The sequence below is a fragment of the Paenibacillus puldeungensis genome (assembly GCF_042678945.1).
Taxonomy (GTDB): Bacteria; Bacillota; Bacilli; order Paenibacillales; family Paenibacillaceae; genus Fontibacillus; species Fontibacillus puldeungensis.
Map to the genome: position 1 here is coordinate 24978 of NZ_JBHTLM010000019.1, position 20969 is coordinate 45946.

Below are 20969 nucleotides of genomic sequence, written 5' to 3' on the forward strand. Positions count from 1 at the left end.
AAAATGGTCACCAGCCTTTTTCAGAATCGGTTTGATGCAAAAGGGTTGCCCGCACGTCAGAAATTAAATAAAGCGTGCCCGTCACTACCCCTAGATCTTCCCGTTCCGTCCGTGACTCCAAAAGCGAAAGGGCCTTTCTCCAGTCACGTTCTATGATGATATCCAAATCCGCTTTCGCATATTGTTCCTTAAGGTCAGTCACGAGATCGTATAACGCCTCGGCATCCATTTTTCTGCGAAAATCGGGCTCGGTCAGAATTAGCGTATCCACTATAGGTAATATATGCTTCATGTAGCCCTGATGATGCTTATTTGAAAGCATCCCCATCATTAAATGCAGCTTTCGGTAACGATACACCTCCGGCACGCTTTTAGCCAGTGACGCCGCACCTTCCGGATTATGAGCTCCGTCGAGGACAATGCGAGGCATTTCCGTTACCTGCTCCAGACGTCCTGCCCAGAACGTAGTACGAAATCCATCCAGTAGCTGCTCATCTTCCAAAATGAAGGCCATATACTGCCTGAGCACTTCCAATACCATCATGACACCGGCAGCATTTTTACACTGATGCTCCCCCTGCATAGCGATGGCGAGATCCAGTTCACGGAAAGGACCGTTGAACCGGAGCCTTTGCTCTTTTACGTTTACCTCCAGCCGTTCATAGTGGAACTGTTCTCCCAGCAAATACAAATTTGAGTGTTGGGCGGAAGCGGTCTCCTTCAAAACAGCGATCGCTTCAGGTTGCTCCACACAGCTGACAACTGGAACGCCAGGTTTGATGATGCCGGCTTTTTCACGGGCGATCAATTCGATAGTGTCACCAAGTACGTCCATATGATCATAGCCGATATTTGTAATCAGCGATACGATAGGCGTCACAATATTGGTAACATCCATCCTTCCCCCAAGCCCGGTCTCCCATACTACAACATCCGGGTAACAAACCTCGGCAAAATACAAAATAGCGATCGTGGTGCTTACTTCGAACATCGTTGGCGATCCAAGCTCGCTTGCAGCGATTTCCTGCACCAATGGAGCGACCCGTTTTGATAAAGCAAGGAGTACGTCTTCCGGAATATCCTCTTCATCATATTGAAAACGATTCGTAAATTTTGTGATATAGGGGGACGTAAATGTCCCCACATGATATCCACATTCCCGAAGAATACGGGTTAAGAAAGCGCAGGAAGATCCTTTTCCGTTCGTTCCTGCAACATGAATAAACTTAAGTCTCCGTTCCGGATGGCCCAGTCGTTCCATCATCAGTTCGATCCGTTCCAATCCCGGACGAATGCCAAACGGTATCAAGCCATTGATCCAATCGACCGCTTCAGCATAGCTTCCCAATGAGGGGAGCGGTCGTCTTTCTTCGTCTGTTCGATCCTCCATGCCAGTCACCTTCATATTTTGATTTCCGTTTATCCTTTTAACTCTTCGATCCGAGCCAGCACCTTATCACGTTTCTCGGAATAATCGGTCATTTTAGCCCGCTCTTCCTCGATGACTTTTGCCGGTGCTTTAGCCACAAAACCTTCATTGGCAAGCTTCTTCTCAATACGCTCAACTTCCTTGTTCAGGTTTTCGAGCTCTTTGGTCAACCGTTCGATCTCTTGTTTGATATCGATCAAACCGGATAACGGCAAATACAAATCCGCACCAGTTACTACGGCGGTCATCGCTTTATCCGGTGCAGTAGCGGTCAGCGAAGCTTCATACTCCGAGGTGTTGCAGAACCGACGAATATAGTGTTCATTCCGGGTTAGAACTTCAAGGAGTTCTTCATTTCCCGGTTTGATCAGGAGTTCAACCTTCTTACTCATCGGAACGTTTACTTCGGCGCGAATGTTGCGAACCGCACGAATGATGTCGATCAACAGGTTCATCTCTTGAACGGCTTCAGGAGCTTCGAACGCTGGGTCGTACTGCGGCCAAGCCGCTAACGTAATCGTTTCGCCATCATGCGGCAAATGCTGCCATATTTCCTCGGAAATAAACGGCATGAACGGGTGAATCATGCGCAGCGTCTGGTCCAGCACATAAGCAAGCACTGACTGTGTTTTCCGTTTAGCTGCGGCATCTTCTCCGTAAAATGACAGCTTGGCAAATTCAATGTACCAATCGCAAAGGTCATCCCAAATAAAGTTGTACAACAGACGGCCGGTTTCACCAAACTCATAAGCATCGATCAAACGAGTAATATCCTTGACGGTCTCATTCAAGCGATGAAGAATCCAGCGATCAGATGTGGAGAGGTCACCGCTGATGTCGATATCCGCATAAGTGACTCCCTCCAAATTCATCAAAGCAAACCGTGAGGCATTCCAAATCTTGTTAGCAAAATTTCGAGCTTGCTCGACGCGTTCCCAACGGAAGCGCAAATCCTGCCCTGGCGTGCTGCTCGTCGAGATCATGTAACGCATCGCATCTGCACCGTATTTTTCGATAACCTCTAATGGGTCGACGCCGTTTCCAAGAGATTTGGACATTTTGCGTCCTTCACTGTCACGAACAAGCCCGTGGATTAGCACATCTTTAAAAGGAATATCGCCCTTAAATTCTAAGGAAGTGAAAATCATCCGCGCTACCCAGAAATAGATGATGTCATACCCGGTTACAAGTACGTCTGTCGGGAAGTAGCGTTTGAGGTCAGCACTGTCCTCATCCGGCCAGCCCAGCGTTGAAAACGGCCACAAAGCGGAGCTAAACCAGGTATCCAGTACGTCCTCGTCCTGCTTCAAGTCATCGCGACCAAGTTTAGCACGTGCTTCTTCTTCACTGCGGGCAACCACCATTTCGCCAGTCGCTTCACAATACCAAGCAGGAATACGATGACCCCACCAAAGCTGACGGGAAATGCACCAATCACGTACATTTTCAATCCAATGCAGATATGTTTTTTCAAACCGATCCGGAACAAAATTAACGCCTTTGCCAGATTTTTGAGCATCGATCGCCACTTCAGCAAGAGGTTTCATCTTAACGAACCACTGCGTTGACAGATACGGTTCAACTACAGCGCCAGTTCGTTCACTGTGCCCTACTTGATGCAGGTGATCCTCAATCTTCACAAGAACACCCATGTCCTGCAAATCTTTAACGATCTGCTTACGGCACTCACTGCGGTCCAGGCCTTGGTACTTCGCGGCTGCCGCATTCATTGTACCGCTCTCGTCCATCACGTTGATTTGCGGTAGATCATGACGAAGCCCCACTTCGAAGTCATTCGGGTCATGCGCTGGGGTGATTTTCACGGCCCCGCTCCCAAATTCCTTCTCTACGTACTCGTCGGCGATAATTGGAATTTCGCGGTTAACAATCGGCAGAACCAGCGTCTTCCCGACGAGGTGACGATACCGTTCATCCTCCGGATGAACAGCTACGGCTGTATCGCCCAGCATCGTTTCCGGACGTGTCGTCGCAACGGTGATCGAGCCACTTCCATCACTAAGCGGATATTGCAGATGATACAAATGTCCGTTGACTTCTTTATACTCGACCTCGATATCGGAAAGCGCAGTGCGAGCAACCGGATCCCAGTTAATAATGTATTTGCCGCGATAGATTAATCCTTTCTCATACAGCTTGACGAACACCTCGCGAACCGCCTGGGAGAGGCCTTCGTCCAGCGTAAACCGCTCGCGGGAATAATCTAGGGAAAAGCCCATCTTCGCCCATTGCTCATGGATCGTAGCTGCGTATTTGTCCTTCCATTCCCAAACTTGTTCCAGGAACTTCTCACGTCCCAAATCGTAACGGGTTACACCTTGCTCCCGCAGCTTTTGCTCTACCTTAGTCTGTGTAGCAATACCCGCATGGTCCGAGCCTGGAAGCCATAATGCGTCGTAGCCTTGCATCCGCTTCGTCCGAGTCAAAATATCCTGCAGCGTAAAATCAAGCGCATGCCCGATATGCAGCATACCCGTAACGTTTGGCGGTGGGATCACAATCGTAAATGGCTTGGCGTTTGGACGCTTCCCGGCTTTAAAATAACCACCGTCCAACCAATATTGGTACCATTTCTGTTCGGCTGTTTTCGGGTCGTATGTTGTTGGCATCTCTGTCGACAACTGTTGTCCTTCGTTTTCTGTCATACTTTCAACCTCCATTACAATTAAGCATGGCCTGCTATGACTTTAGCAGAAAAACAAAAAAAGCCCTTCGTCTCAAAGGACGAAAGGCTTTACTTTCGCGGTACCACCTTTGTTTCGCAACCTTGCTTGCTAGCCCGCAGTATGTTTGATCAAGACGTACGGGTATAGTTTGCGACACTCTTGCAGATAACGGCTGCTCCCGATCCGTTCTAACATGCAGAATGCTCAAACGGACGACTCCCGGGCGACTTCGGTCAGCTAATAATCCTGCGGAATCTTTCAGCGCTCCAACTCCGCTCTCTGAAGGGTTCACTGCCTACTCTTCCCATTCCAAGTCTTTGATATCATTATTTCCATGAATCTATAATATCATAACTTGGAAAAGACCGGGAGTCAATAAATAGCCCGATAAACTTCATTTTGACCGTGATCTATGGAATATATAAAACCTGCCCCTCATCAAGATGATGCTCGGACAATCGATTATACAGCTGAAGCTCGCGAGAACTCAAATGATAGCGCTGGGCGATATCATCAAGCGTCTCTTCCTTCTGAACAATCACCATTCTCACTTTGCGGAACGGGGTTTGTTCGGTACCGCTGCCGATGAACAAACTTTTCCACCGAAGTTCCTCGCCGTCTCCATGATCCTTAATAGTTTCAACTGCCGCCGGGGAACCCTCCGCATCGATAGGCAGTTCAGACTCTGTACGCGGGGAGATCAACTTCTTTAAGCCAAATCCGTCGCCCTTTTCATCACTCACATTCTTTTTGCTGCCAAGAGCGATTTTGAGCTCTTTTTTCTCTTCCGGCTGGACGTTAGGCTGGTTCTCAGCAGCTTCTTCCTTGGCAGCCTCATGCTCTGCTTCTACCGCCTCATTCGGCGCCGCCTGCACTCCCTCATTTTCGCTTTGTACCAGTATTGGTGACTCCTCCGGTTTTGGCTGGGTCTCTTCAAATCGATCCAGAGCGAATTGATCCTGTTGAACTTGAGCCTGCAGATCCAGATCCTCATGAAGTTTCTGAATTTCCTCAGCTACGTCCTCAACTTTTTGTTCAGCTGGCTCCGAATTTGCAAATGGACGTTTCACCTCTTGAAACCAAATGTTATGCTCCAATTCAGCCGCTGACGGAGGTTCCGCTTTTGCTTCCACTGCAGGGTAAGTCGTATATTGTTTGTCCGCCCATGGATCATTTTCCGGAAGGCCAGAAATTTCCTCTTGTGAGAAAGCAGCACCCTCCTGCTCGTCCGGAATTCGCTCTTGCTGCTGGGTTTCCAACGGAAACGACTGCCACGTTGTTAACGCACTCTCCTGAGGTTCTGATTGAACATCTTCCTCAAAAAAGGAATAGTCAGCCTTCTCCTCTTCAGCCCGATTTTCCGTGACAACATGCGCAGTCGAAAACTCTCTGTCTTTCCAGCCGTCCGAATCCGCCATTAACGAGGTGGTTTCTATTCCTTGCAGCGATAAAACCCCAGTAATATTAAGACTGCGGGCACTCAGCAGATCGACGTCGAAATTTTCAATCTCCACCGTAATATCCTCGAGACGATTTACCCGGCTAAGAGGAACCGTTATTTCCACCGGAATCCAGTGCGCAAGCTCGCGAGTTTCCCCTTCCCCCCGGTATAAGCCAGACAATAGTAAATGACCGCGGAGTGAAGCATACTCCTCCCCGGGAATTACCTGGATTTTTGGGAAAAGCTCAATTTCCTCAAGCTCTTCAATACCAATCACATCTTCCGCTAAATGAACGCGCTCATAAATATCGAATCGCAGACCATAGGATTGATCAGCCAAAACGCTACCTCCTTTCAGCATATCCAAACATGATTCAGCATCCATGGGTCATGGTCCAAATCATTCCTCGTTTTATCTATATGCGAAAAAAAGGAGTGCATGCCAGCTTTTTTTCATCTGGTCAGATGTCAATGTCGCCTTCAAGCCTCAGCTTAAGCCAGCTAGTCTTTTCTTAAGCCTGTCCCATACCGGAGGCGTTGGATCGTCAACCTGAATGTCGTCTCCCATCAGCGGATGTGGAAAAATAAGCCGTTCTCCATGTAAAGCTTGAAACGGCAATTCGTCAGTCTTCCCCCCATAAAGCTTATCACCGATCAGCGGGTGACCCGCATCGGCTAAGTGGACACGGATTTGATGCGTCCTTCCGGTCTCCAAAGTAAGTCGAACCAGGCTGGCAGCGGGGTATGTCTCCAGCAGCTCAACCCGCGTTATGGCAGGCTTGCCTGTAGGAGATACACGCCGTCTCTGGCTGTGATGTCGATCTCGACCAATCGGTTTATCGATCACCTTAAGATCTCGGCTCACTATTCCATGAACAAAAGCGATATATGTTCGACCGATGCTTTTGCGGCTCATCGCTTCATCCAGCTTCAGTTGTGCATATTCATTTTTGGCAAAAAGCACCGGACCAGATGTATATTCATCCAGCCTATGGATATGCCCAGGAGCTGCCTGCTCTCCGCGTTCAGCGTATAATGCAGCCACCATATTCACGAGTGTTGCTTCCTGCCCCGCTCCGTCCGGATGAACCTTAACCCCGGCCGGCTTATGAACGACGAGGCAGAACTCGTCCTCATACAATACAGTTAGCTCATGCCAATAAGGGGTATACTGCGACACTCTTGGAGGAAAAATTCGCAAACGAAGCCGGTCGCCAGCCAGCTTGATGCCGTCTTCCGCCTGCAGCTTCCGAATCAGCTTCGAGGGAGCTCCTAAGCTTGTTTCAAGCCAAGCCAAAGCGGCGGAGAGCCGTTCCTCGCCCTCCGCCGTTTTCAGCTTGCCTGGCATGAGCTCTAGCCACTCCCCGCGACGATTCGCGGAAACAGCCGGACTCACAGCTTTTTCAAAGCGCGACGCTGCGCTTCAATCGTTAAATCGATATCCTCTTCGGTATGCACGCCCGACACGAACATGCCTTCGAACTGGGACGGCGCGACATTGACGCCTTCCTCCAGCAAGGCGGCAAAATAGCGATGGAAGAGATCAAGGTCGCTGGTCTTGGCCGTGTTAAAGTTAATAACCTTCTCATTTGTGAAGAAAGGACATACCATGGAGCCGACACGGTTGACGGTAAACGGAATGCCTTTCTCCTTAGCATTGCTTTCAAATCCGGCTTGCAGCTTAGCCGACAAACGCTCCAGTCGGTCGTACACCTCAGGCGTTAGCAAAGAAAGCGTAGTAAAGCCTGCGGTCATAGCCAGCGGGTTTCCGCTTAGCGTACCGGCTTGATAAATCGGACCTGAGGGAGCGATTTGCTCCATAATTTCACGTCGGCCGCCATAGGCACCCACCGGAAGCCCACCACCGATCACTTTGCCAAGGCAGGTTACGTCCGGCGTGACGCCAAAACGCCCCTGCGCACAATTCATATGTACACGGAAACCGGTCATCACCTCATCAAAAATAAGCAGGCTGCCGAATTGCGTCGTCACCTGGCGCAACCCTTCCAGGAAGCCTGGCAATGGCGGAACAACCCCCATGTTGCCAGCTACCGGTTCAACGATAACGCCGGCGATTTCCTCTCCATAGTGTTCAAATGCCAGTTTAACCGATTCAAGGTCATTATAAGGAACCGTAATCGTATTTACCGCAACGCCTTCCGGAACGCCAGGGCTATCCGGCAATCCCAAGGTGGCTACACCGGATCCCGCTTTGATCAGTAAGCTATCAGCGTGACCATGGTAAGAGCCTTCGAACTTCATAATTTTGTTGCGTCCGGTATATCCACGAGCCAGACGAATTGCACTCATCGTTGCTTCCGTGCCCGAGCTCACCATCCGCACGATATCGACCGATGGTACCCGCTCGGCAACAAGCTTCGCCATCTCCGTTTCAAGTAGAGTCGGCGCTCCGAAGCTGGTCCCTTTGGCTACAGCATCCTGCAGGGCCTTTACCACTTCCGGATGGGCATGTCCCATAATCAACGGCCCCCAGGAACCCACATAATCAATGAAGCTGTTCCCGTCAATATCATAGATGCGAGGTCCTACCCCGTGATCGATAAACATCGGAGTCAGCCCAACAGATTTAAACGCCCGTACAGGGCTGTTTACGCCTCCGGGAAGTACCTTTTTCGCTTCTTCAAAAGCCGCTCGCGATCGTTCATCGCTGTGCCGTCCAATAACGTCCTTCATATTGAAGTCCCTCCTCAAATTCGACCATCGGTATACCCTAAGTTAAAGAACAAATCTAGTGCCGAACGAAATGAAATTATGCTATGCAAATCAGTTCTTCTCGCGAAGCCAACGCGCCATATCTTTAGCAAAATAAGTAATAATAATGTCCGCTCCGGCACGTTTCATGCCCAGCAGCATTTCCGTCACGATCGCCCGTTCATTGATCCAGCCCTGGCGAGCTGCGGCTTTCACCATCGAATATTCACCGCTGACATTGTAAGCGACAAGCGGCAGGTCAAACTGGTCGCGCAGCATGCGAATGATATCCATAAAGGCAAGCGCAGGCTTAACCATCAGCATGTCCGCACCCTCCAGCACATCCGATTCAGCTTCACGGAGCGCTTCACGAGCGTTAGCAGGGTCCATCTGATACGTCTTACGATCGCCGAACTGTGGTGCTGAATCCGCTGCTTCTCGGAATGGACCGTAGAAAGCGGAGGCGTATTTCACCGAATAGGACATGATCGGCACATGGGAAAAACCTGCTTCATCCAACCCGGAGCGAATAGCCTGTACAAAGCCGTCCATCATGTTGGAAGGCGCGATAATATCGGCGCCGGCCTGAGCCTGCGAAACCGCTGTTTTGACAAGCAGTTCCAGCGATTCATCATTGAGGACATCCCCACAAACATGTCCGTCACGCTCATACGTATGAACCATTCCGCAGTGTCCATGATCCGTAAACTCACAAAGGCAGGTGTCCGCAATGACGAGCAGATCAGGATATCGGGATTTAATCACTCGGGTGGCTTCTTGAACGATACCGTGTTCCGTAAAAGCAGAGGTCCCGACACTATCCTTCGTTTCAGGAATACCGAACAAGAGCACCGCCGAAATACCCAGCTCCACGATCTCCTTCACTTCTTCCTCGAGCGTATCCAGCGAAAAATGGAATACGCCGGGCATCGAAGCAATTTCAGTCTTCACACCGCTGCCATAAGTCACAAAAATCGGTTGGACGAAATCGTCCACCGTCAACACCGTTTCACGAACCATTCCGCGAATAGCTGCGGATTGACGCAAGCGGCGATGTCTAACTACTGGAAAATTCATTTTACTTTAACCTCCTGTATGATTTGGCTAAAGAGCTGCCCTAGACCATGCGGGTGGGCAGCCAGCCTCAAAACAAACCGTTATTCTCACTTGGCCGTACGCGCCTTCCAGGAGCACAGCGCCTCAAGAAGACTGTCGATCGTCGCCTCCTCAGCGAGAATCGACACATTTAGTCCGGCTTCCGCCGCTGTTTTAGCCGTAACCGGGCCGATGCAGGCAATAGCCGCCCCCTGCAGTGCTTGGACTGGATCGGTGATGCCCATCCTTGACAAAGCGGTGAGCAGATTAGTTACCGTTGAAGAGCTGGTGAAGGTGACGGCATGAATGCCCCCCTCATCGAGGAGCTTGAGCAGCTCGTCATCATCGTCGCCAGCCGGAACGGTTTCATACATGACCGCGTCCGTAACGGATAGACCTTTCTCGCGCAGCACTTCCGGCAGCCAGGCCCGGGCGAGATCGCCGCGCGGCAGCAGCACCCGCTGCCCGGCCTGAAGTTCGGAGCCGAACGCCTCTAAGAAGCCTTCGGCCTGAAAACGGCCAGGCAGCTCCTCGGAAGCAATACCGCGCCCCCGCAGCGCTTCCTTCGTGGCTGGTCCTACAGCACAAATTCTCGCTTTATGCAGCGACCGGATGTCCTTGTCCAGTCGCTCCAAATGCTTGAAGAAATACTCCACACCGTTTACACTCGTGAAAAATACCCAATCGTATTCTCCCAGTCCTGCCAAAGCCGCATCCGTATGCACAAGTGCAGTACTTTGCGGTATCGCAATGTCAATAACCGGGAACTCGTACGGCTCACCGCCTAAATCCTCAATACCACGAACCAGATTACTTGCCTGCGACCTTGATCGCGTTACAAGAATCCGCTTCCCGAACAGTGGCAGCGACTCTGCCCATTTCAACTGCTCCCGCTGGTTAACCACCTCGCCTACAACGATGACCGCAGGTGGCTTAAAATCAGCTGCAAGCACCTTTTGTTCGATATCGGCAAGCGTCCCGGTTAATGTCTCCTGCTCGGCACGAGTGCCCCAGCGCACAAGTGCTACCGGGGTTTCAGGAGGTCTTCCGTAATGGATGAGTTGCTTGCTAATATAGCCGATTTTAGCTACCCCCATCATAAAGACCAGCGTCCCGGTCGCATTGGTCACTTTCTCCCAGTTAATCGACAGATCCAGCTTATCCGGGCTTTCGTGGCCCGTAATAATCGACAGCGAGGATGCCATATCGCGGTGCGTGACCGGAATACCGGCATAAGCGGGTACGGAGATGGCTGCAGTAATTCCCGGTACGATTTCATAGGGGATACCGTGTTTTCGAAGCAGTTCGGCTTCCTCACCAACCCGCCCGAAAATCGTCGGATCGCCGCCCTTTAGCCGTACGACTGTTTTCCCGGTCAGCGCCAGGTCAACGAGCAGTTGGTTGATGTCCTCCTGCTTCATCGTGTGGCGATCGGTACGTTTGCCGACATACACTTTTTCCGCTCCCGGCTTCATCTTCTTAAGCAGGCTGGGATTCGCAAGGCGGTCGTAAACGATGACATCCCCTTTTTCGATACAATCGAGACCCTTAAGCGTAATTAATCGCGCATCGCCGGGTCCCGCGCCAACGAGATACACCTTACCTGCTTTTTCCGTCATCCTGATCACTCCCGACTTCCTTTAGTAACTCATCCGCCCCTCTTAAGATCAGCCGCCCGGCGATCTGTTCGCCTAGCGCAACTGGATCCTCCCCAGCGCCGCTTTCCTTCAAAATCGTCAGTCCATCCGCAGAACCGACCATGCCCGTAAGCGCAATGCGGCGTGAGCTTCCCTCGGTATTTCCACGATCTGCCTGGTCGCCTTTATCCTTAACATTCTCCCCGTTCAAGTCAACTAACGTCGCATAGGCTCCGATCGGAACTTGGCAGCCGCCATTCAGTACCCTGAGAAAGCGGCGCTCGGCCGCTACAGTAAGCGCGGTATCCGGATCGTTATACAAAGACAGCAGTTGCCGTACCTCGGCATCATTCTCCCGACATTCAATGCCAAGCGCTCCCTGGCCAACGGCCGGCAAGCAGACTTCCGTAGGCAGATAAGCCGTGATACGGTCCTCCCAACCCATTCGGTACAGCCCTGCCGCGGCCAAAATGATCGCGTCAAAGCCTTCTGTTTCCAGCTTCCGCAGCCGGGAATCGATATTGCCGCGTATAGGCTCCAAGATCAGATCCGGACGATAAGCCCGCAGCTGGCTGGAACGCCGCAGACTGCTCGTGCCGACCTTTGCTCCTTGCGGCAGTTCGTCCAGGGAAAGTCCGCTCTTAGAAATAAGTGCGTCTCTCGGATCAACTCGCCGTGGCACAGCCCCGTTAATCAAACCTTGCGGCAGCTCTGACGGCATGTCTTTCATGCTATGTACCGCTAAATCGATCTCTCCGTCCAGCATCGCTTGCTCGATTTCTTTGACGAATAACCCTTTGCCTCCGACCTTAGACAGCGTGACATCGAGAATTCGATCCCCTTTGGTCACGATCTTGCGAATTTCGAAATCGAAAGGCAGTGAATTTGCCTGACAGATCGCTTTTAAATGGTCAATCACCTGCCCCGTTTGGGTTAGGGCCAACTGGCTTTGTCTCGTACCGACTACAATCGTACGTTTTGTCATTCGCAATTCCCCCGATATTGATCTATCCAGGCGATAAGGGCCTCCTCGCTCCATGGCTGGAAGCTTCCTTCCCGAATTAATGTCAGAATATCCATCTCAGCCAAAAGGCGAAGCAGATGCTTCCTCTGGCTGCTCTCCGCTACACGGCTTTTAATTAAGGCCCGGGCAGCGCTCAAAAAATCAATATATCGTTCATAGTCGTCTCCAAAACGCTCTTCGATTTCTCGGCTTAGCCTTCGTGAAGCTGACGGTCCTGCTCCAGATGTGGAAACCGCAACGATCAATCCCCCACGGCGGAAAACACTCGGCGTAATAAAACTTCCACGTTCACCTTCGCTCGTATCATTTACAGGTATTCCCGTATTTTTGGCTTCACGTACAATGTCCGCATTAACTTGCTCCTGATCGGTGGCTGCAAACGCCAAGAAGGCTCCGGCAAGGTCTCCCTTACGAAACCTACGCTTCACCCATTCAATCTTGTTGTCTTCGGAGCGCTCCTGCAGCCAGGCCGTCGCACTTGGACTTATGACTACAGCCTTTGCGCCAGCCTCTAGCAATGCCTGCGTCTTGCGCTCAGCGACTGCCCCCCCGCCCACAACGACACAGCGTTGTTCCCGAAGATTCATCATAATGGGCATATAGTGAGGCATTGCATCCACTCCTCAAGCACTTGTTATATCTGTTATTAGCATACCTTAACCTGTTACATTTTTCCATGAACCTGGCATAAGTATAAATAAAAAGCGACCAGGAACCATCCGCTTCTCATTTTCGAATTTCTCATCCAATTCGAGGAATAAAGCAGAGGGCTCTGGGCGCCCCATTCATAAAACTCACTGTCGTTTTTAACTAAAATAAAGTCTGAACAAACTATACCGATGCCTGTGCCAAAGGAATCGAAGGCTCGCTTTCCTGCTGCTGAACCTGACTTTGCTGGGCTGGAAGCAATTCCAACGATGCACCGCTTTCTTTGTCAGACGGAGAATTGGTTTCCTCCAGTAAATATGGCTCCAGCGCAAAAATTTGCGTAAACATTTCAAGCGCTTCGGCCCCCTGCTTTTCCCCCGCCATTTCTTTAATTCTGTTAATCGGATCATGCATCATTTGATTCAAGATGCTCTTCGTCAACCGGCTGATGACTTTCCGCTGACGCTCGTCAAGCTCAGGCAGTTTGTTAAAGAGGCTATCCAGCGTGTTTTCATGAATAGACGACGCCTTTTCCTGCAGTGCGCGGATAACCGGCTTGACGCCCAGTGTCTGCAGCCAGTTTGCGAACTCTTCCTTTTCTTCCTCAATCATCGATTCGATTTTTGTCGCCTCGGAGCGGCGCATCTCTATATTGCTCTCTACGATGCCTTCCAGATCGTCGATATCATATAGAAATACATTCGAAAGTTCACCGATTGAAGGCTCTATGTCCCTCGGCACCGCGATATCAATCATAAACAAAGGGCGGTTTGGACGCTGCTGCATGCTGCGGGCGACCTGAGCGGAAGTTATGACATACCCTTCAGCTCCAGTGGAGCTGATCAGAATATCAACCCCCTCCAGCCTTTGCATCGCTTCCTGCATCGTGCATGGAGTTCCTGAAAATTTGGAAGCCAGTTCCTGAGCGCGGGCAAACGTTCGGTTCGCTACCAACACTTCTTCGGCACCGTTGCCGCTCAAGTGCTTCGCGGTCAGTTCGCTCATTTTCCCAGCCCCAAGGATAAGCACCCGTTTCCCTTTGAAGCTGCCAAAAATTCGCTTGCCCAGCTCTACCGCCGCATAGCTTATCGAAACGGCGCTCTCACCGATGGCTGTTTCCGAATGTGCCCGCTTTCCAAGCGTTACCGCCTGCTTAAACAGTCTGTTAAACCAGGTCCCGGTGCCTTTCTCCCTTTGAGCCAACAAAAAAGCACCCCGAACCTGTCCAAGAATTTGGGTCTCGCCCAGCACCATGGAGTCGAGCCCGCAGGCGACCCGAAATAAATGGTGAATCGCCTGATCATCTTCATACATATATAAATGGCGGGTAAATTCTTCTCGCGGAACCCCAAACCAGCGCTCCATAAAGCTGCGAATAAAATAGCCGCACATGTGCAAACGATCAACGACAACGTAGATTTCCGTACGATTGCAGGTTGCAATTATAACACCTTCCAATACACTTTTGGTGCGCAAGAGTTCCTGCATCGCTTGCGGCATATCTTTATCCGCGAAAGAAAACCTTTCTCGGACTTCAACAGGTGCCGTCCGATAATTCAACCCGACCACGACAATGTGCATTGCAAGTTCACCTGCCTCGATTAGGATCACAAAACATAAAACGCAAACAAACTGTGTTAATTATATCACAGAGAATGTCCATTTCTCGGCCGTTTGAATGAGCATTTTATGAATTATTTATGAATCATACAATAAAAAACAAATAACCATGGAATAGTTCCATGGTTATTTGTTTTTTCCATATTTTCTAAATCTATAACGACGAATGTCTTCTAAACAAGCTCAGCGTGTTTATTCTCAGGTTCAACAACTTCCAATTCACCCAACCCGCGAATCAGCTTCTTAGCATATGTCTTTTCCGGTTTTAAAACGGACACCAGGTAATCAATGGCCAACTGCGGATCAACCATTTCCCCGCAAGTGTAGCAATCAATAGCTGCAAACCCTCTCTCAGGATACGTATGAATCGAGAGATGGCTCTCCGACAACATCATAAGAACTGTAGCTCCTTGTGGTTCGAACTGCTTGGATTGTACGGACAACACCGTAGCTCCGCAAGCTTCGGCGGCTTCAACCAGATGAGCTTCGAGCAGCTCCGCGTTGTTCAGTACTTCAAAGTCGACGCCCCAAGTATCAACAGCAACGTGTCTTCCGAAAGTTGAATATTCCATCTTCCGGTTCCCCCTTCCTAGGAATAAAATGTTTGAAAAAATTTCATCCGCTAGGACCTACGTCATTCACTTCCCGAGGGAAAAATCTCTCGCAACATCTCCATGTCCTGAGTGAATCCTGGTTCCTATATTCTTTTCAACGAGATTAAAAATAACATCTATCAGAGACAAATGCAACATTTTTTTTAGTCGCATTTTTGCCCTCTAATCCCGCTGATTTCCTGAAAAAAGCTACCCACTTAATGGGTAGCTTCTCTAAGTACATTATGTCAATATAAGGGCTTTGGTGACTCCAAGTCGGAGTGAGGGATAGAAGAAATTTTAAGCCTCCAGAACAAACAATCTGCGCGAACAGTTTCGCAGTTCATCGTCAATCCGCTCTACTTCCTTAGCATCCTGTACCACAAATCGTTCATCAAGCAAGCAATTGATGGACTTGTGAATACGAGCAATTTCCATTTCTACATCGTTGCTCCGATAAATTCGCTGCAATTCTTTAACGGTATCCTTGAGCTCGAAGACCAGCTTGTAGGAATCGCGGGAGTATTCCACGATTTTTTGAACCCGACCTTCCTGATAATAATACATCATCATGAATCCGTTATAAATTCTTGTAACCATACCGGAACCTTTAAAAGCCGCAAACAACAAACGCATAACATTCGTTAAATGTGGTTTTTCTAAGCGGAAAGACAATTCACAGACATAATATCCGTCCTTACGGTCAAAAGGCAGATGCACTTCCTCACCGCCGTCATCCTCCAGCACCACCTCTTGTCCGCCGTTCTCGAGCACCTTGACACGTTGACGCACATGAGGATCATACACTTTGTGAACAAACTGCGACATCTGAACTTCCGACAAACGCAAACTGGCGTTAACATACTCTGTGGCTAACCGCTGAGCCATAAAAATCTCCTCAATTCTTATAACAATCCTTTAAAATAATTATACACTACGATTCAAAATCTTCGCTCAACGGCCAACGCGTGAAATTCTGCCATTTTCCAGAAAAAATCGGATTAAGACGTTTTTATCTGTAAAAATCGCGCTGCATGCTCACTTTCCTGCCGGAACTCCTTTAAATCCCTTCTGTATACGGCGATTTATTGCCCATTTTCCTCTTCAGGAGCAGTCGTGTCCAAGCTCCCCAGCTGAGCTGTGCTTTCGATATATTCCCAAAGCTCATCCTTACCAATACCTTCCTCCGCCGAGAACATAATGAACTTGTCCCCTGCCCGCATAACTAGAGCATCCCTAATGATTTTCATATGCTTTTGCCACCGTGATTTCGGGACTTTATCGGCTTTGGTAGCGACCACACAAACCGGAAGATCATATGCCTTAAGCCAGTCGTACATGAGCTCATCGTCTTTGGAAGGCGGATGCCGGAGATCGATAATGAGCAGCACCAGTTTAAGCGGTTCGCGCTCCATCAAGTACTTCTCTATCATTTTGCCCCAAACTTCCCGCTGGGATTTCGAGACTTTGGCATATCCGTAACCCGGAACGTCAACAAAATACAATGAATCGTTGATACGGTAATAATTCAAATGCTGCGTTTTTCCCGGAGTAGAGCTGGTACGCGCCAAATTTTTACGATTAATCATACGATTGATTAGCGACGATTTACCGACATTGGAACGCCCTGCCAGAGCAATCTCCGGCAAGGCGTCCTCAGGATATTGGTTCGGACCTACGGCACTAATCACAAATTCTGCTTTTGTAACTTTCATAGATTCAATCCTCTCTAATGCACTCCCGGATGTTCCACCAGAGCATGCTCCAGCACCTGATCCATGTGGGATACCGGTACAAAAACAACTTCTTCCTTCACGCTATCAGGAATGTCGCGCAGGTCGCGTTCGTTGTCCTTAGGAAGCAGTATTTTCCGGTAGCCAGCCCGGTGGGCTGCTAACGATTTCTCCTTCAGTCCGCCGATCGGAAGAACCCGGCCCCGCAGCGTTATTTCTCCGGTCATAGCTACGTCCTTAGCGACATGGCAATTCGTTAAAGCGGAGATCAGAGCGGTAGCAATCGTAATCCCTGCCGACGGCCCGTCTTTTGGAATCGCACCCTCGGGAATGTGTATATGAATGTCATTTTTCTCATGGAAGTCCTGGGGAATACCGAGTTCAACCGCTTTGGAACGGGTATAGCTGAATGCAGCCTGCGCCGACTCCTTCATCACGTCTCCAAGCTTACCGGTCAAGGTCAGCTTACCGGACCCCGGCACAACCGTCACTTCGATAACAAGCGTTTCTCCGCCCACTTCCGTCCAGGCAAGCCCGGTCACGGCTCCAATTTGATCTTCCATCTCAACAAGACCATACCGGTATTTCGGAATACCTAAATAATCTTTAAGCTCCTCCGGCGTAATCGTAATCTGATCCTTGTTCTCGGAAACAATTTTCTTGGCGGCTTTCCGGCATAGAGCAGCCACCTGCTGCTCCAAATTCCGGACACCGGATTCGCGGGTATATTCCCGAATCGTTTGCAGCAAGCTGTCTTCTTCAACCTGAAGCTGCTCCGGCTCTAGGCCATGCTCGCGCTTCTGCTTCGGCAGTAGATAGCGGCTCGCAATCTGCAGCTTCTCCAGCTCCGTATAGCCGGGGATATACAGCATTTCCATCCGGTCAAGCAGCGGTCGTGGAATGTTGTGGACCGCATTTGCCGTCGTAATAAACATAACGTTAGATAAATCAAACGGAACCTCTATAAAATGATCGCTAAATGTATTGTTTTGTTCTGGATCCAGCACTTCCAGCAGTGCGGAGGATGGGTCACCCCGAAAATCGGAGGCCATCTTATCGATTTCATCCAGTAGAAAAACCGGATTCAAGGTTCCCGCCGTTTTCATTCCTTGGATGATCCGTCCCGGCATCGCGCCGACATAGGTTCTCCGGTGACCGCGGATTTCCGCTTCATCCCGAACACCGCCGAGGGACATGCGGACGAATTCTCTGCCTAAAGAGCGGGCGATTGACCGGGCCAAGGAGGTTTTCCCTACTCCGGGCGGTCCAACTAGGCACAGGATCGGCCCTTTTAGTTTTTTGACCAGCTTCTGCACCGCTAAATATTCCAGAACCCGTTCCTTCGGCTTTTCCAGACCGAAATGATCTTCATTCAGCACTTGCTCCGCTTTGGTCAAATCCAGATCGTCTTCGGTTTTCTCATTCCAAGGCAAGCTCAGCAGCCAATCGACATAGTTGCGAATGACGCCGCCTTCGGCGGAGCTGGCCGGCATTTTCTCCAGACGGTCGATTTCCTTCTCGACCTTCTCGCGAACCTTTTCCGGAAGGCCCTTCTCCTCAAGTTGAGCTCTTAGCTCCTCAACCTCCCCGGCTCGGCCTTCTTTCTCACCAAGCTCTTTCTGAATCGCCTTCATTTGCTCACGCAGATAATATTCCTTCTGCGTCTTTTCCATTTGCTTCTTTACACGCTGACTAATTTTACGCTCCAGTTCCAGCACTTCGCGTTCATTGTTTAAAATATCCAGCAGCTTCTCTAGCCGCTTACGTACATCGATCGTCTCCAAAATCTCCTGTTTGTCTTTGATCTTTAGCGACAAATGGCTGGTGATGACATCGGCCAGGCGTCCTGCCTCCTCGATGTCCGATACGGCAGCCAGCGTCTCCGGGGTCACCTTTTTGGATAAATTGATATAATGCTCAAATTGCGTTAACACTGTGCGCATCAAAGCATCCACCTCCGGATCGAGAGTTTCTTCCTCCGGACGTTCCTTAGCTATGACCTCGTAATATTCTTCTGTATCTAAATATTCAATAATCTCGGCACGCTCCATGCCTTCCACAAGGACACGAATCGTGCCGTTCGGCAGCTTCAGCATCTGACGAACCTTCGCAACAGTACCGATGCGAAATATATCTTCCTGGGTTGGTTCTTCTATGTTCACTTCAGATTGAGAACAGAGGAGAATCAGGTTGTCTTCGACCATCGCCTTTTCCAAAGCTTTAACGGATTTTTCCCGCCCCACGTCCAAGTGCAATACCATGCTCGGATAGACGAGAAGGCCCCGCAAAGGGAGTAAAGGAAAACGCCGACCTTTTGATTTATGGGGTCCCATCACTCATGCACCTCCAAACGTTCTCGTAGATATCATTGCTATTTTAGCAAATGTTACATAAAAACACCAACGAGGAGCGGCCGCCTAAGACAGTCGCCCCCCGGAATACCAAATCGTCTCTGCAACCGGCCCTTACATGGATCCACCTTGTGTAGGGGATTCAGCATGCAGGAATGGCGCTGGCGCCGATGGGGGCGCAAACAGGTCCCCTCCGGTGGAAAGCTCGAGGTTTTTCTCCGCTTCAGGTCCGAATACGTGACAGAAAACTTCAGTAACTGTCTCTACCGGAATAACACGAAGTCCTTCCAAACCTTCAAAAAGAGACTGCCAATTATCCTTCGGTATTAGCACTGTCGTTGCTCCGGCCTGAAAAGCTGCCTCCACTTTGGTTACAACGCCGCCCACCGGCTTCACCTTTCCATGGATCCCTATTTCACCTGTCATAGCGATTTGGTGATTTACGGGCACTTTTTTAATTGCCGAGGCAATGGCTGTAACGATGGCTAGGCCTGCTGATGGCCCATCGATCGGCGTCCCGCCTGGAAAATTGACATGAAGATCATAATTGGATGGGTTAAGCCCCAACCGCTGCAGGACGGTCAGAACATTTTCCACCGAGCCCTTGGCCATGCTTTTCCGGCGCAGCGTACGGCTACCCCCGCCAATTTCCTCTTCGTCCACAACGCCGGTGATGTTGTAGGTGCCCTTGCCTTTTTCCACCGGAACCGCCGTTGCTTCAATCTCCAGCAAGGTTCCCATGTTGGCTCCATATACGGCAAGCCCATTGACGACGCCAATCTCGGAGCTTTCGGGAATTTTGCGATCCGGGCGCGGGGTGAGTTGGCTGCTGGTCGCCACCCATTCCAGGTCCGATGCCAGCAAATGATCCCGTTTTTCCGTAAGCGCAAGCCCTGCGGCTAGCTGAACCATATTGACGGCCTCACGACCGTTCGTCGCATATTTCTTAATGACTTCGACCGCTTCCGGGCAAGGCTGAAAACCAATCCGCTTGATCGCATCCTCCGCAATCCGGGCGATTTCCTCCGGCAGGAGCGGACGAAAATAAATCTCCATACAACGCGAGCGCAAAGCAGCGGGAATCTCCTGCGGTGAACGGGTAGTAGCACCTACGAGACGAAAATCGGCCGGCAGCCCGTTTTGGAAAATATCATGAATATAGGCGGGCGTTCCGGTATCTTCAGAATTATAATAGGCGCTTTCGAGATAAACTTTGCGGTCCTCAAGCACTTTCAACAGCTTATTCATTTGTATCGAATGCAGTTCACCGATCTCATCAATGAAAAGAATACCGCCATGGGCTTTGGTTACGGCACCAGGCTTAGGCTGGGGAATACCTGCCACGCCCATGGCTCCCGCACCCTGATAAATCGGATCATGAACCGAACCGATCAACGGATCGGCAATCCCACGTTCATCGAAGCGGGCGATCGTCGCGTCAATCTCCATGAACTTGGCATCCTTTTTGAAGGGAGACACCGGATTTTTCTTGGCTTCTTCCATGACGACACGAGCGGCCGCCGTTTTACCTACCCCAGGCGGCCCATAAATGATGACATGCTGCGGATTTGCACTGCAGAGCGCCGCCTTCAAAGCTCGCAAGCCGTCCTTCTGCCCAACGATATCGTCCATTGTTGCCGGACGCGTCCGCTCTGCGAGAGGCTTAGTTAACGATATCGCCCGCAGCTTGCGCAATTTCTCCATCTCCTTGCGCGATTCCCGATCCACTGCTACACGATTTCCCTTCTGGCTGCGTAATTGATTCCAGAAATAGAGACCGATCACAACAGCAAAAAACATTTGTACCGACATCAGGATGACATTCAGATCCATATCACGTAGACCTCCTACTCTTTGACTGATACTTGGTAGTATAGCCTTTTCACTCCATCGTAAAACGCATTTTTTGCTGAGAGTTAGAAATGCTTGGGTAGGAGGAGCGCATACTCGCTAGGTTACTGTAAGATGGCAGAAGCAAAAAGCCGCAAACTGCGTCACCTTT

Annotated in this window: 15 protein-coding genes and 1 other annotated feature; all 15 genes read right to left on the reverse strand. The window is 50.1% G+C overall.

The window, feature by feature from the left end; all coding sequences use genetic code 11:
- Positions 1–7 precede the first annotated feature (7 nt).
- Entirely contained in the window at positions 8–1390 is a 1383-nt protein-coding gene (locus ACFQ3W_RS20585) for a bifunctional folylpolyglutamate synthase/dihydrofolate synthase (protein ID WP_379321116.1), read from the reverse strand.
- A gap of 29 nt (positions 1391–1419) precedes the next feature.
- On the reverse strand, positions 1420–4092 hold the full coding sequence (locus ACFQ3W_RS20590) for a valine--tRNA ligase (RefSeq protein WP_379321117.1): 2673 nt from the start codon (positions 4090–4092) through the stop codon (positions 1420–1422).
- Positions 4093–4164: 72 nt separating this feature from the next.
- Positions 4165–4434, reverse strand: a binding site (T-box leader).
- Between the two features lie 89 nt (positions 4435–4523).
- Positions 4524–5894 carry a LysM peptidoglycan-binding domain-containing protein gene (locus tag ACFQ3W_RS20595; RefSeq protein WP_379321118.1) on the reverse strand — a complete coding sequence of 457 codons (1371 nt, stop codon included), beginning with the start codon at positions 5892–5894 and terminating at the stop codon, positions 4524–4526.
- Positions 5895–6041: 147 nt separating this feature from the next.
- Positions 6042–6950: an RluA family pseudouridine synthase gene (locus ACFQ3W_RS20600; RefSeq protein ID WP_379321119.1), complete on the reverse strand. Its 909-nt coding sequence runs from the start codon at positions 6948–6950 to the stop codon at positions 6042–6044.
- Positions 6947–8248 (reverse strand): glutamate-1-semialdehyde 2,1-aminomutase, encoded by a 1302-nt coding sequence (gene hemL / locus ACFQ3W_RS20605; RefSeq protein WP_379321120.1) that lies wholly within the window; start codon positions 8246–8248, stop codon positions 6947–6949. The genes ACFQ3W_RS20600 and hemL overlap by 4 nt, the downstream gene beginning before the upstream one ends.
- Before the next feature lie 90 nt (positions 8249–8338).
- On the reverse strand, positions 8339–9343 hold the full coding sequence (gene hemB, locus ACFQ3W_RS20610; protein WP_379321121.1) for a porphobilinogen synthase: 1005 nt from the start codon (positions 9341–9343) through the stop codon (positions 8339–8341).
- Between the two features lie 86 nt (positions 9344–9429).
- Positions 9430–10980 (reverse strand): uroporphyrinogen-III C-methyltransferase, encoded by a 1551-nt coding sequence (gene cobA / locus ACFQ3W_RS20615; protein ID WP_379321122.1) that lies wholly within the window; start codon positions 10978–10980, stop codon positions 9430–9432.
- The gene (gene hemC / locus ACFQ3W_RS20620) at positions 10961–11983 is read right to left on the reverse strand and encodes a hydroxymethylbilane synthase (RefSeq protein ID WP_379321123.1); all 1023 of its coding nucleotides are present in this window, start codon (positions 11981–11983) and stop codon (positions 10961–10963) included. Before hemC ends, cobA begins: the two co-directional genes overlap by 20 nt.
- A complete protein-coding gene (locus tag ACFQ3W_RS20625; RefSeq protein WP_379321124.1) occupies positions 11980–12633 on the reverse strand; it encodes a precorrin-2 dehydrogenase/sirohydrochlorin ferrochelatase family protein in 654 nt (217 codons plus the stop codon). Before ACFQ3W_RS20625 ends, hemC begins: the two co-directional genes overlap by 4 nt.
- A 220-nt stretch (positions 12634–12853) precedes the next feature.
- On the reverse strand, positions 12854–14251 hold the full coding sequence (hemA, locus tag ACFQ3W_RS20630; protein ID WP_379321125.1) for a glutamyl-tRNA reductase: 1398 nt from the start codon (positions 14249–14251) through the stop codon (positions 12854–12856).
- Positions 14252–14463: 212 nt separating this feature from the next.
- Positions 14464–14862 (reverse strand): adenosylmethionine decarboxylase, encoded by a 399-nt coding sequence (gene speD / locus ACFQ3W_RS20635; protein WP_379321126.1) that lies wholly within the window; start codon positions 14860–14862, stop codon positions 14464–14466.
- A 321-nt stretch (positions 14863–15183) separates the two neighbouring features.
- Positions 15184–15771, reverse strand: coding sequence for a non-ribosomal peptide synthetase module (locus ACFQ3W_RS20640; protein ID WP_379321127.1), 588 nt, complete (start codon positions 15769–15771; stop codon positions 15184–15186).
- 197 nt (positions 15772–15968) lie between these two features.
- Positions 15969–16598, reverse strand: a complete 630-nt coding sequence (gene yihA / locus ACFQ3W_RS20645; RefSeq protein WP_379321128.1) for a ribosome biogenesis GTP-binding protein YihA/YsxC — start codon at positions 16596–16598, stop codon at positions 15969–15971.
- A gap of 14 nt (positions 16599–16612) precedes the next feature.
- Entirely contained in the window at positions 16613–18949 is a 2337-nt protein-coding gene (gene lon, locus ACFQ3W_RS20650) for an endopeptidase La (protein WP_379321129.1), read from the reverse strand.
- Between the two features lie 132 nt (positions 18950–19081).
- Complete coding sequence (gene lonB, locus ACFQ3W_RS20655; protein WP_379321130.1) at positions 19082–20800, reverse strand: ATP-dependent protease LonB; 1719 nt, start codon at positions 20798–20800, stop codon at positions 19082–19084.
- Positions 20801–20969 lie beyond the last annotated feature (169 nt).